Source organism: Achromobacter sp. NFACC18-2, assembly GCF_900108985.1.
Lineage (GTDB): Bacteria > Pseudomonadota > Gammaproteobacteria > Burkholderiales > Burkholderiaceae_B > Achromobacter.
The window spans coordinates 106,699-119,870 of sequence record NZ_FNYM01000013.1 but is presented as its reverse complement, the minus strand read 5'-3'; the positions used below and the strand labels follow the sequence as shown (position 1 = coordinate 119,870).

The 13,172-nt window shown below is 65.8% G+C and carries 11 protein-coding genes; 6 read left to right on the top strand and 5 right to left on the bottom strand.

Translation table 11 applies throughout. From position 1 onward, the window contains the following. Positions 1–30 precede the first annotated feature (30 nt). A complete protein-coding gene (locus tag BMW75_RS19765; protein ID WP_092581535.1) occupies positions 31–924 on the top strand; it encodes a LysR family transcriptional regulator in 894 nt (297 codons plus the stop codon). Between the two features lie 46 nt (positions 925–970). Continuing rightward, a complete protein-coding gene (locus BMW75_RS19760) occupies positions 971–1,816 on the top strand; it encodes a DMT family transporter (protein ID WP_092581534.1) in 846 nt (281 codons plus the stop codon). Between the two features lie 90 nt (positions 1,817–1,906). Here BMW75_RS19760 and BMW75_RS19755 read toward each other — a convergent pair whose 3' ends face one another. From BMW75_RS19755 to BMW75_RS19745, 3 genes are read right to left on the bottom strand one after another with little or no spacing between them, the layout of a single operon-like run. Continuing rightward, positions 1,907–2,458 carry a GAF domain-containing protein gene (locus tag BMW75_RS19755; RefSeq protein WP_092581533.1) on the bottom strand — a complete coding sequence of 184 codons (552 nt, stop codon included), beginning with the start codon at positions 2,456–2,458 and terminating at the stop codon, positions 1,907–1,909. After that, positions 2,455–3,810 (bottom strand): MFS transporter, encoded by a 1,356-nt coding sequence (locus BMW75_RS19750; protein WP_076517188.1) that lies wholly within the window; start codon positions 3,808–3,810, stop codon positions 2,455–2,457. Before BMW75_RS19750 ends, BMW75_RS19755 begins: the two co-directional genes overlap by 4 nt. A 35-nt stretch (positions 3,811–3,845) precedes the next feature. Next, positions 3,846–5,075, bottom strand: a complete 1,230-nt coding sequence (locus BMW75_RS19745) for a metal-dependent hydrolase family protein (protein WP_092581532.1) — start codon at positions 5,073–5,075, stop codon at positions 3,846–3,848. Between the two features lie 200 nt (positions 5,076–5,275). On the opposite strand from BMW75_RS19745, the gene BMW75_RS19740 reads away from it, so the two are divergent. Continuing rightward, positions 5,276–6,217, top strand: coding sequence for a LysR substrate-binding domain-containing protein (locus BMW75_RS19740; protein ID WP_092581531.1), 942 nt, complete (start codon positions 5,276–5,278; stop codon positions 6,215–6,217). Between the two features lie 4 nt (positions 6,218–6,221). Here the strand turns inward: BMW75_RS19740 and BMW75_RS19735 are convergent, their stop codons facing one another. Beyond that, on the bottom strand, positions 6,222–7,202 hold the full coding sequence (locus BMW75_RS19735; protein WP_092581530.1) for a D-2-hydroxyacid dehydrogenase: 981 nt from the start codon (positions 7,200–7,202) through the stop codon (positions 6,222–6,224). 192 nt (positions 7,203–7,394) lie between these two features. Between BMW75_RS19735 and BMW75_RS19730 the strand changes: the two genes are divergently transcribed. After that, on the top strand, positions 7,395–8,381 hold the full coding sequence (locus BMW75_RS19730; protein ID WP_092581529.1) for a LysR family transcriptional regulator: 987 nt from the start codon (positions 7,395–7,397) through the stop codon (positions 8,379–8,381). A 54-nt stretch (positions 8,382–8,435) separates the two neighbouring features. On the opposite strand, the gene BMW75_RS19725 is transcribed toward BMW75_RS19730, so the two are convergent. Beyond that, on the bottom strand, positions 8,436–9,560 hold the full coding sequence (locus tag BMW75_RS19725) for an FUSC family protein (protein WP_092581528.1): 1,125 nt from the start codon (positions 9,558–9,560) through the stop codon (positions 8,436–8,438). 201 nt (positions 9,561–9,761) lie between these two features. On the opposite strand from BMW75_RS19725, the gene BMW75_RS19720 reads away from it, so the two are divergent. Continuing rightward, positions 9,762–10,778: an amino acid ABC transporter substrate-binding protein gene (locus BMW75_RS19720; RefSeq protein WP_092581527.1), complete on the top strand. Its 1,017-nt coding sequence runs from the start codon at positions 9,762–9,764 to the stop codon at positions 10,776–10,778. 119 nt (positions 10,779–10,897) lie between these two features. Further along, complete coding sequence (locus BMW75_RS19715) at positions 10,898–13,039, top strand: ATP-dependent helicase (RefSeq protein WP_092581526.1); 2,142 nt, start codon at positions 10,898–10,900, stop codon at positions 13,037–13,039. Positions 13,040–13,172: the final 133 nt, after the last annotated feature.

The window sequence follows — 13,172 nt, the reverse complement described above, 5'->3', positions numbered from 1 at the left end:
CATGACGATCTATTTGCTTTCCAAATCGATATGGATTTCCGCCAACTGCGCTACTTCGTCGCCGTCGCCGAGGAACTGAGCTTCAGCCAGGCCGCCCGCCGGCTGCACGTCAGCCAGCCGCCGCTCAGCCTGCAGATCAAGGCCCTGGAGGAAGAACTGGGGTCGCCCCTGCTGACGCGCACCAGCCGCAGCGTGGAACTGACACAGGCCGGCGCGCTGTTCCTGGAGCAGGCGCGCCGGGCGCTGGCCCACCTGGAACGGGCCGGCGAAGTCGTGCGGCAATCGGCGCTGGGCGAAACCGGCGAAATCCGCGTGGCATTCACCGCGTCGGTGCCGATGTTCGAGGCCTTTCCCCGCATCGTTCACGCGTTCCGCACGGACTTTCCCGGCGTGGGCGTGGACCTGAGCCACCAGTCCACCGGCCAGCAATTGCGCGCGCTGGCGGCCAAGGACATCGACGTGGGTTTTCTGCGGCCGTCGATCCTGTTCGTTGCGCCGCCCAACATCGCAACGGTGCCGCTCTGGACCGACCGCCTGATGGCCGCCCTGCCGCAATCGCATCCGCTGGCGCGGCGCAGCGCGCCGCTGTCCATGACGGACCTGGCGGACGAGTCCTTCATCCTGTTTCCACGCGGGCTGGGCTGCGGCCTGTTCGATCACGTGGGCGTGCTGGCCAGCCGCGCGGGCTTTGCGCCGCAGGTGGGCCAGGAGGCGCGCGAAGGTGCGACCATCATCGGCCTGGTGGCGGCGGGCATGGGCATTTCCATCCTGCCGGATACCTACATGAAGACGGGCATCCCCGGCGTGGCCTATCGGGAACTGGACACGCCGGACGCCCAAAGCCAGGTCCTGCTGGCGTATCGTTCCGAAGACGGTTCCCCGCTGGTGCAGCGGTTCCGCGACGCCGCCGTGGCCGTACGGTAACCGGCGCCGGCTGGCGCCTCGCAGCGGTCATTGGAAGGCCCGCGCCATGACATTGCGCCTTTTCGCCCTGACCCTCTTCGCCATGCTGGCCTTTGCCGGCAATTCCCTGCTGTGCCGGGTTGCGCTTACGCAGACGGCCATCGATCCCACGACCTTTGTCGCCCTGCGCATCGGGTCCGGCGCCTTGATGCTGTGGCTGGTGCTGCGCGCCCGCCGCGACCGCTCGCGCCTCGAAGGCACCTGGGCGGGCGCGCTGGCCCTGTTTGCGTATGCGCTGGCGTTCTCTTTTGCCTATACGCATATTCCTGCCGGGACCGGCGCGCTGCTGCTGTTCGGCGCGATCCAGATCAGCATGGTCCTGTATGGCTTCTTGATCGGCGAGAGGCTGTCCCCGTTGCAAGGCATGGGCATCACCCTCGCAATCGCCGGCCTGGTGGCCCTGATGCTGCCCGGCATGGGCGCGCCGCCATTGTTCTACGGGTTCCTGATGATCGTGTCGGGCGTCGCGTGGAGCATGTATTCGCTGCTCGGGCGCGGCACGAAGCATCCGGCAGCGGCAACCGCCGGCAACTTCATCCGCGCCACGCCGGTGGCGCTGGCGCTATTCGCCGCGCAGTTGGCGGCGTCGCAAACCCGCTTCGACGCGACAGGCGCCGCGTACGCCGTCGCGTCCGGCGCGGTGACGTCGGGCCTGGGATACATCCTCTGGTATGCGGCCCTGAAACAGTTGAGCGTGACGCGCGCCGCCACCGTGCAGCTCAGCGTGCCGGTGCTGGCGGCATTTGGCGGAACGCTGTTTCTGGACGAGCCGTTGACGGGCGTGCTGGTGATCGCGTCGACGCTGGTGCTGGCGGGCGTGGCGCTGGTAATCCGCAACCCCCGCCCGGCATAAGCCCCGGCTGCGCAAAAAAAAGGGCCACTCGATCGAGCGGCCCCCAAGACGCCGTCACGGCCTTGTGACCGCGCACCACTTTTCAGTCAATCACACGCTGTCCAGCGCCGACCGGTCCACGGCCTCGGCGGCTGCCTGCGCGGCCCGCATCTCTTCGATGAAGACCGGGGCGCACAGTCCGCCGATCACGGCGGCCAGGTCGTGGTCGGCGTTGTCATACGCATGGCGGGCGCCCAGCATGTTGAGCGAGCCGATCACCCGCCCCTCATGCCGCACGGGGATATTGAGCGCCGAATGCAGCCCGCGTTCGATCAGCATCGAGGCCTCGGAAAACACCGTGCGCACGTCGTCTTCGTTGCTGGCCACGTAGATCCGTCCTTCCTGCAACACCAGCCGCGACCACGGGCCGTTGCCGGTGGCCTTGAAGCCGCCCAGCGGACTGATGCTTTCGTCGGACGTATGCAGCCGCTTCATCAGGCGGTGCGCTTCCAGGTGGACCAGCGCGGTGAAGAGCTTGTGGCCGAAGGCTGCTTCAAGCAAGGCCGAGATCGCGCTCCACTGCGCCTGGCGATCTGCGGCCAGGCCCAGCTTGCGGGCATGGGCCGCCAGCGGGCCCAGCGCCAGGACCGATGCCGCCGTCATGCGTTGATCTCCTCGAGCACGACGCCGCGCGTGTTCTTGCCGTAGAACAGGATGCCCAGCCCGCCGACCAGCAGGATGGCGGTCATCATGGCGAACACGCCGGCAAAGCCCAGCACCGGATACGCCACGCCCACGATGGTCGGCGACGCGATCGAACCGATGCGGGCGAAGGCCGAGGCCGCGCCCATGCCGGTCGCGCGGATCGACGTGGGATAGATTTCGGCGGTGTACGTGTACTGGCCGGCGATGACGCCGTTCATGCCGAAGGACAGCAGCATGCTCAGCATGATGATCTGGTGCTCGCCGCTGGCCAGGGCCAGGCCCAGCGCGGACAGGCACGACAGCAGCATGTAGGCCAGGATGGTGTACTTGCGTCCGATCCGGTCGTTGAAGTAGGCGGCCGAGAAGTAGCCGGGAATCTGCGACAGATAGATCAGGATGGTGTACGAGAAGCTCTTGGTGATCGTGAAGCCGCGTTCGACCAGCAGGCTGGGGATCCACACCAGGAAGGCGTAGTAGCAGAACAGCACGGTGATCCAGAACACCCACACCAGCACGGTCGTGCCCAGGTATTGCTGGGAGAACAGCGACGCCAGCTTGGCCATCGCGGTCTGCTGGTCGGCGGGCGTCGGCGCGGCCTTGCGCGTCGCGACCGGCTTGGGCAGCGGACGGCCAGTGCTCTGCTGCACTTCGGCTTCGATAACTTCGCAGATGCGGTTGGCTTCGGCGGTCTGGCCGGTGTGTTCGAGCCAGCGCGGCGATTCGAACAGCGACTTGCGCCACCACAGCAGGAAGATGACGGGCACCGACGCGATGATCATGATCCAGCGCCAGCCGTCATCGCTCATCGGGACGATGAAGTAGCCCAGCAGCGCCGACAGCACGAAGCCGAACGAGAAAAAGCCCGCCAGCGCGCCCGTGAAACGGCCGCGGTACTTGCTGCTGACGAATTCGGCCAGGTAGGGCGCGATGATGGCGCCTTCGGCGCCCATGCCGATGCCGGCGATCATGCGCAGGATGTAGAACTCGTGATAGTTGCGCGCAAACGCATTGAAGAACGTGGCCACGCAGAACAGCAGCAGGGCCCACATCATGATCTTCTTGCGGCCGTAGCGGTCGCCCAGGATGCCGGAGAACAGCGCGCCGACGAGGAAGCCGACGTAGGTGCTGCTGGCGATCCAGCCGATCTGGCCGGTGGTCAGGCCCCACTGCGTGCGCAGCGAGGGGATGATGAAGGCAATGATGCCGGCGTCCAGGGCTTCAAAGGCAAGCCCGAGGCCGCCGATCAACAGCAGCCGGAAGTGGAAGCTGCTGAAGGGCAGCCGCTCCAGGCGGTCGGATACGGAATACATGATGGGAATTTCCGGAGTAAAGAAGAAAGTGAACGTCAGCAGGCGTTCTTGTGCAGCAGGCCGCGATTCATGATCAGCTTGATCGAATCGGGTTGGGTGAGCAGCGCGATGTCATCCAGCGGATTGCCGTCGATCAGCAGCAGATCGGCGTAGGCGCCTTCGCACACTTCGCCCAAGAGGCCCTGCTGGTTGAGGATCTCGGCGCCGATCAGGGTCGCCTGCTGGATGACCTTGGCGTTGCCCAGCACGCGGCTGCGCAGCACCAGTTCGTCGGACTGCATGTAGTGGGTTTCGCCCAGCAGGTCGCTGCCGTAGCCCATCTTCACGCCGACGTCGTCCAGGATCTCCAGCGCGGTCAGGCCCTGCGTGCGCACGGTGGCGATCTTTTTCACGGAGTCCAGCGGCAGGCCATAGCGCTCGCCGTCGTTGGCCAGGCCTTCGTAAGTGATCAGCGTGGGCACCATGTAGGCGCCGTGTTCCTTCATCACCTGCGCGGCCTCGCGGTCGACCAGGTTGCCGTGCTCGATGGTGCGCACGCCGCAACGCACGGCGCGCGTGATGGCGCGGGGCGTGTATGCATGGGCCATGACGTAGGTGCTGGCGTTGCTGGCTTCTTCCACGATGGCGATCAGCTCGGCCTCGGAGAAGCCCAGGTTCTGGATCGGATCGTTGGGCGAGGCCACGCCGCCCGAGGCCATGACCTTGATCTGCGTGGCGCCCTTGAGGATTTCCTCGCGCACGGCCAGGCGGCAATTGTCCACGCCGTCGACCACACGGCCGATGTTGCCGATCTTGACCGAGCAGGGGCACGGGTCGAGCTCGTCGTTGCGCTGGCGGAAGTCGCCATGGCCGCCCGTCTGGGACAGGGCCTTGCCCGAGCAGAAGAGGCGCGGGCCGTCGACCGTGCCGTCCAGCACGGCCTGGGCCAGCGCCCAGTCCGCGCCGCCCGCATCGCGCACCGACGTGAAGCCGCGGTCCAGCATGCCCTGCATGATGGGCAGCGCGCGCAACAGCGCCAGGGCGTTGGGCAGGGCCGCGACGCGGCCCAGGTTGAACGACGACGCCACCACGTGCACGTGGCAGTCGATCATGCCGGGCATCAAGGTCATGCCCTTGGCGTCCACGACCTGCGCATCCGCCGGGGCGGGCTCATCGCCGCCGATCCGGGTGATCAGACCGTCCTCGACCAGCACGGTCGCGGCGCTTTCGAGGGCCAAGGTTCGGGTATTGAGGATCCTGCAATTCTTGATGACAACCGGCTTCATAATCAACCACGTAAACAGTTCAAAACGCCTGGAAATGACGGCATGCCGAACTCTACCGGTACAATTCGGGGGTCCGATACCGGGTCTCCCCCTATGCGTTCGACACAAATTCGAACAGCCTTATGAGCATTACTCATACCCCCTCCTGATACCTCCGCCTGATACCTCTCATGAGACGCCGCTGCCCCACCCTTTCCGAGTTGAATGCGTTCTCCGCGGCGGCCCGGCATCTGTCGTTCTCGAGGGCGGGCAAGGAGCTGTTCGTCACGCAAAGCGCCATCAGCCGGCACATCGCCACGCTGGAAAGCTATCTGGGGCATGCGCTGTTCATCCGGGGCACCAATGGGCTGCAATTGACGCGCATGGGCGCCACGTACCTCAGCCTGATCCGCCCGGCCCTGCATACGCTGGAAAGCGCCACCTCGCAGGTCATGGCGACGCAGCAGTCGGCAAAATCCCTGAACGTATCGGCGGCGCCCACCTTTGCCGCGCAGTGGCTGTTTCCGCGCCTGAAGACCTTCCGCGAGGTCAACCCGGATATCTCGATCAACTTCGTGCGCTATAGCGTCGCCGATTACAAAAGCACCGAACTCGATTTCGATGCCTCTATCCAGTATGGCTACGGCGATTGGCACGACGGGGACGCCAAATACCTGACCGGACGCGAAACCCGGCTGGTCTGCTCGCGGGAATACCTGGAACAGCATCCCATCGGCAGCCTCGAAGACATCAAGCAATGCACGCTGCTGCAGCACATCGAGATTCCGCTGTCGTGGGAATACTGGTTTTCGACGTACCTGGGCGATTATGACCGGGCGCGCTTCGGCCCCGGCTTCAATCTGTTTTCGATGATTATCCAGGCGGCATCGTCCGGCTTTGGCGTGGCGCTGATGCCGCACTGCCTGATCGAAAAGGAACTGGCCACCGGACAACTGGTGGACATATTCGACCGCACCTTTGAAAGCCCGCTTGGCTATTATCTGTGCGCCCCGAACTGGCGCAGCAACATGGAAAGCTACGAGCGCCTGAGCCAATGGCTGGCGCACGAGTGCTTTCATGGCCCGGAAGCCAGCGCCACGACGTCAGTCAAGGCGTGCGCCACCGATTGCCCGTATTGCGCCACGTCCGGCCCTCACAAGTAGCCGGTCACAGCCGCCACTCGCGCAAGTAATCCAGAAAGATGCGATCCACGCGCGCTTCGTTGCCGTCCGAATGGCCGGCGGAATGCGGGGTGACGATGACGTTCGGCAGGTCCCACAGCGGCGACGCGGCATCCAGGGGTTCGTGCGCGAAGACGTCCAGGTAGGCGCCGGCCAGGGTCTTGGCGCGCAAGGCGTCGATCAGATCGGATTCGTCCGCGACCTCGCCGCGCGCCACATTGACCAGGCGGGCATGCGGCGCCATGCGCGACAGCACATGGGCATTCAGCAGGCCGCGCGTGCGGTCGCTGAGCGGGCAGGCCAGCACCAGCCAGTCAGCGCGGCCGGCGATCTGGGCCAGGTCTTCGAAGGCGTGGGTTTCCACGCCTTCCGCCGCGGGCTCGGCCGTGCTGCGCACGGCAATGACCGTCAGGCCCAGCATCTGGAGATAGGTCGCCAGCTCGCGGCCTATCGGTCCCCAGCCCACGATCACGGCGGTCTGCCCCGCCAGGTCGCGCGGCAGCAGGCTGCCGATCAAGGGCGTCCAGGTCCGCGCGCGCTGCGCCTCGAAAAGGGTCGGAAACTCGCGCGCCAGCGCCAGGATGCCAGCCAGCGCGGTCTGCGCCACGACCCGCGCATTGGCGCCAGACGAGGTGGTCACGCGCACGCCCCGTTCCTTGAGCTCGCCGAAGATGGGACGGTCGGCGCCCGCCGAATGGACATGCACCCACGCCAGCCGCGGGGACTGGCGCAACGAGCCGTAAAAGGCCTCCAGCGGTTCGAGCACGCGATGCTTGGTCGACAGCCCCGTCACGTCGCGTGAGATGAACGCGACGTCCACATCACGGGGCTCATGGCCGCGCGTCTGCGCCGCGACGACGGGTTCGAAGGCTCGCCGTCCCAGCGCGTGGGCAATGGCGTGGCCTATCCGGCCCAGCGCTTGTTCGGACATCAGGATGCGCAGCGGCGCCAGACCTGCACGGCTCATTTCGGTTTGCTCCTTGGGAACGCGATGGGTGCGGGCGATGTCGCGGGCGATGTCGCCGGCATGACCCGCCGCCCCGACCCGCCGGTCCGAACGAAATTCTAGAAGCGCGGTTTGTGCGCTACAAATTATTAGTTTTCGCCTATTATTCGTTTTCGCCAATAAATCAACGCAAGGCCGTTTTGGAGCGTGACGATGAAGCGCAACATCACCCTGCGCCACTTCCGCTGTTTCGTGGCGGTGGCCAACACGGGCTCGTTCACCCTGGCCGCCTCGCAGCTGTTCCTGACCCAGTCATCGCTCACCGCCACGATCCGGCAATTCGAGGACGCCGTGGGCGTCAAGCTCTTTGACCGCAATACGCGGCGCGTGGCGATGACCCCGGAAGCCGCCCGCTTCAAGGCAGAGGCCGAACGCATCCTCAGCCAATTCGATGGCGCGCTGAGCGACCTTGAATCGCTGTCTCAAGGCCGGCAAGGGCATGTCAGGATCGCGGTGGTGGCCTCGGTCACCAATTACTTCCTGGGCGACGCCATCGCCGCGTTCCGGCAGGCCTATCCCCGAATCACTTTCTCGCTGCATGATGCGGGCTCGGCGCTCGTCGAGAAGATGATCGTCAACGGCGACATCGACTTTGCGATTTCTACGCCGCATCACGGGTACGACGAACTGGTCTACACGCCGCTTTTCGCGGACCGTTATGGCGTGATCTGCGATGCACAGCACGCCTACGCGCACGGTGCGCGTCCGCTGAAGTGGGCAGACTTGGATCCGGCCGAGTACGTGGGCTTTACCGAGGACACCGGCATGCTCGCACATCTGCGCGAGCATGCCGGCAAGGCGGGATTTTTCGAGCAACAGCACGACGAGGTATCCCGGACGTCGTCATTGCATGCCGTCCTGCGCGGCGGCGGTCGCTATTCGATCCTGCCGGCGCTGGCGGCCAGTTCCATCGTGCCGCCGCTGGCGCCTGGCGCAGCACCGGGTCCGTTCGTGTTCCGCGAGCTGGGTTCGCCGCGGCTGGCGCGAGAGGTCTGCCTCATTACGCGGCGCCTGCGGTCGCTGTCGGCAAGCTCCGAGCTGTTCCTGCAATACATGCGGGACGTCATCCGCGACAAACCCGTGCCGGCGGGGGTGAAGGTGCTGGGCCGCAGGGACAGGAAGGCGCGGCGGGATGCCTAGCCGGCCGGCGTATTGCCGCGACGCGCGCATGACGCCCGCGCCCGGCGCCGCCTTTCAGTTCACGCGCCGGGGCAGCACCGCCCGCATCCAGCGCGACAGCAGCGGGCGGATGCGCTGGTTGTGCAGCAGCACGGCGCCCAATACGCCGATGAAGGCGCCGATCGCCGTATCCACGAAACGCGCCTCGATGACGTCGATGGGATAGCCCTGCCCCAGGTGCGGCGCTTCGGCCAGGAAGATCGTCAGCGGGGTGATCAGCACCACCGCGCTGGCGTAGTGGCGCACGACCAGGGTTTCGATGCCGAACGACAGCGCCATCATGATCAGGCTCAGCGTCCAGACGTTCAGCGGCAGGCTGAGCAGCGCCCAGGCCACGCACAAGCCCACCGCCGTGCCCAGGATGCGGTGCAACTGGCGGCTCCAGGCCGCGCGCAGGCTGGCGCCCTGGATGATCGCCAGGCAGCTCACCGGCACCCAGTAGGGCCGCTGCAGCTGCAGCAATTCGGCCACCAGCAGCGAGATGCCCACGAAGAGGCCGATGATGACGGAGTCATAGACTACAAAGTCGAAGGTGGGCTTGGGCAATTCGATGGGCGCGGGCGGCGGGGCGACGCGCGTCATGTGCAGCGAATACGCAAAGGCCACCAGGCAGGCGACCAGGCATCCCAGCGCCACCATGCCCACCCGCGTCGGCACGTCCTGGACGGTGCCGGGCGTATAGGCGGCAATTGCCGTGGCCATGATGAAGAACAGGCTGCCGGGCGGTCCCAGGCGATAGCAGCGGCACACCATGTTCACGACCATCGCGATCAGGGTCAGCGCCGCGATCGTCGCGGTCGGCCAGAACTGGGTCAGCGCGCCCAGCGCGTAGCAAGCCACCATGCCGAAGGACGCGGCCAGCAGCATCATCATGCGGATCTGGAGCGAGGCGTTGGGCAGGCTGAGAAACACCATGCCACCCAGGCTGGACATCAGCCCGTAGTCCATGCGCCCGAAATACGCGCCCACCATCAGGGGCAGACCGGACGAGAGCGCCGCGGCCAGGGGCATTTCCCAGGGACGGTCGCTGGCGTTGACCCGGGTCAGCTCGGACCACGTGCCGAGCAACTGGTGCTTGACGAAGGCGTAGGGGCGCCTTGGCTTGTCGTCCCGTCCTGCGGGTGGGTCACGTCGTTTCATAGGAGCTTGGATGGGGAAGCGCCCAGTATGGGCGATCGGTCGCAAGACGGCAAACCGGCGCGGCCGGGCGAGCGGTCCAAATTCCGCCCCCCGGATTTAACGGGAATTCCCTGATTCTCCCCCCCAGACCCGCTGGCTACCATTCGCCGCACTTCAGCCTTCGGCTGATCCATAACATGCGCAATTCCGCGCGGAGACACCATGAAAGCACTCAAACTGGCTGCGGCAGGAACCGCCTTGTTCATCTCGTCCTGGACCGCCCACGCCGGCGCGACCTTCGACGCGGTCAAGAGCAAAGGCTTCGTGCACTGCGGCGTATCGACCGGCGTCGCGGGCTTTTCCGTGAACGACAGCAAGGGCGGCTGGATCGGCCTGGACGTGGATCTGTGCCGCGCGCTGGCCATCGCCATGTTCGGCGACGCCTCCAAATCCAAGATCCAGGCGATCAGCGCCGTCCAGCGCTTCACCGCCCTGCAATCCGGCGAAGTCGACGTGCTGACCCGCAACACCACGCTGACGCTGACGCGCGACACCACGCTGGGCCTGATCGGCGTCGGCGTGAACTACTACGACAGCCAGGGCATCATGGTGAACAAGTCCCTGGGCGTGAAGAGCGCCAAGGAACTGGAGGGCGCCACCGTCTGCGTGCAGCCGGGCACCACCACCGAGCTGAACCTGGCCGACTGGTTCCGGTCGCAGAATGTCACCTTCAAGCCGGTCGTGGTCGAGCGCCTGGACGAGATCATCCGCGCCTTCGCCCTGGGCCGTTGCGATGCCTTCACCGGCGACAAGTCGCAGCTCGCCGCCGCGCGCAGCAACCTGGAAAGCCCCGAAAAATACGACATCCTGCCCGAGAATTTCTCCAAGGAGCCGCTGGGCCCCATGGTGCGCCAGGGCGACGAGCAATGGTTCAACCTGGTCCGCTGGACCATGTTCGCCATGATGGAAGCCGAGGAATACGGCGTCACGTCCAAGAACGTGGACGAGATGCTGAAAAGCACCAACCCCAACGTCCAGCGCCTCCTGGGCGTGACGCCCGGCATGGGCAAGAACCTGGGCGTGGATGACAAGTGGGCCTACAACATCATCAAGCACATCGGTAACTACGGCGAGAGCTTCGAGAAGAACCTTGGCCCGAACAGCCCGCTCAAGCTGGAACGCGGCTTGAACGCGTCCTACCGCAACGGCGGCCTGATGTACGGCTGGCCGGTACGGTAACGCCCCGGGCGGGCGCCCCGGCGGATTCCGGCCCCTGCCCGCCTGGGCAGGGCGCCGTCCGCTTACACTGAAGCCGCCGCTGGTCCCAGCGGCCTTCGCTGTCCGCCTGTTGCCTGCCCATGACCACACCTTCCGCTTCCCCCCAGTTCATTCCGGCGGGATTCGTCCCCACCGAAGAACAACGCAAGATCCAGACCTCGCGGAACCGGACCACCCTGGTCATCGCCAATGCGGGCGCCGCAAAAACCACCACTTTGGCCCTGCGTATCGGCGAGGCGCTGACCCGGGGACTGCCGCCCGAAGAGATCCTGGCGCTGACGTTCACCGACGAAGCCAGGCAGGTGCTGCAGACCCGCCTGCAGGAAGTGGGGATCGCCTACAACACCGCCCGGCGCGTCAAGGTCCAGACGCTGGAAGGCTACGCGCAGCGCGTCCTGGCGACCCTTGAGGACGGCACGCCGGAGATCCTGCATTCACGGCGCGAACAGCAGGAACTTGCGCTGGCGGCGCTGGAAAGCGTGGCGCTCAACAACCCGCAGTACGCGGACGCGCTCGACATCCGGACCCACAACACGGCCGTCAGCCAGTTCCTGGACAACCTGCTGCGGCTGAAAGCCACCATGGCGGTGTCCGCCGATGGCGCCGACGATCCGGAATACGCGGCGACCAGCGCGGGCGTTCCCCTGACCGACTACCTGTGGGCCGTCGAATACGAACGGCAGCGCGTCGACGTGTTCGGCCAGGTCGCCGCCCGCGGCTTCTTCGATGCCAGCTATGACCTGGCCTGCAGGCTCCGGGCAGACCCGGACGCGCGCCACCAACTGCCGCCTTTCAAGCTGATGGTGTGCGATGAATTGCACGACCTCAACGAAGCATCGTTCTGCATTCTTGAGGCGTTGTCGGGCCAGGGCGCGAGCTATGTTGTCGGGGTCGGGGACAAGGACCAGGTCATCTATTCGCACCTGGGCGCGGACGAATCGTTCCTGCAGCACCGCATTGCGTCGAGCTTTCCGGACTGCATCAGGCTCCCCCTGACGATGACGTACCGCCACGGTCCGCACCTGGCGTACGCCATGGAAGCGTTCAAGCACAAACCCGTGGACTCCAATCTGCCCCTGCGCACGGAAATCCGCGAACCGACCTACGCAGCGGCCCCGGGCGCATGCGGTGCCGAGGTCGTCCGGGCGGTGCAGCAATGGAAGCAGGACAAGAAGCCGCTGGACGGCTGCGCCATCCTGCTGCGCGACGCGCACCAATCCATCGAAATCGAGAACGCGCTGATGAACGCGGGCGTGCAGTACCGCACGCTCACGATGCACAGCTACCTGCTGCGCGAAGAGATCCTGTTTCTGCGGGGCATGATCGCCATCGCGCTGGACGATTTCCACCACGTCGCTGCGCCCGCCACGCGCGAGGCGATTGTCGGGGCGCTGGCGACCTTTGCACAGGTGCCGCTGACGCCGCCGGAACTGCGCGAAGCCCAGGCCACGCTGTCGAAGGAGCCGTCGGCGCTGAAGCATTTTTTCGACGGGCAGATCCAGCGCGTGGGCAGCGTGGCGGCGCGCACGCGCATCGCCGACGCCGTGTCGCATCTGCGCGCCCTGTCGGCCGACGCGCCCGCCCAGGGTGCGTTGGAAGCAGTCTGCCGCATCATGGACATGGAAAACCTGGCCCGGCGGCTGTACATCAACCCCTACGACGCGTCGGTCGTCACCAGGTCCGTGCAGGGCTTCATTACGACGGCCGGGGATTCCGGAAAAACCCTGCGCCAGTTCTCCGAGTGGATCGGCGCCGCCGAAGCCTTTGCCGGCGCGCGCCCCGGCAAGAACACGGTGTTGATCGACTGCATCGCCAACGCCAAAGGCAAGGAATTCGATCACGTCATCCTGCCGTTCATGGAAGCCGGCGAATTTCCCCATCCACTTCGGGAACTCGAAGAAGAAAGAAACCTGTTCTACGTGGCAGCGACTCGCACGAAATCGCGCCTGACCTTGATTGCCCCCGAAGCGCCCGAGCGGCGCAGCCCCTTCCTGGCGCAACTGCAGTTAGGCAGCATCCAGGCGCGGGCCGACAACACGCTGCGCCGCAATCAGGCCGCCCCCGCAAAGGCCGTGGGCCACCGCGACCTGAAGGTGGCCTACGCAAACCGGGACGTGGTGAAGGCGTTGGGGGCTCAATGGGACCGGACGCGAAAGGTCTGGTATGTGCCCGCCAATCTGGATCCTGAACCGTTCAGGGAGTGGTTCGCGGACCGGGCCTAGGGTTAGCCGGAATCACCGCGGCATGCGGGGACGCAGCAGCGCATCAGTGCAGAGGCGGCCCCGTGGTCTGACTTGGTTACATGCCGGCAGCATGGCCCGTTTATGATGGCAAGGGTGTGAGTACGCCCAAATG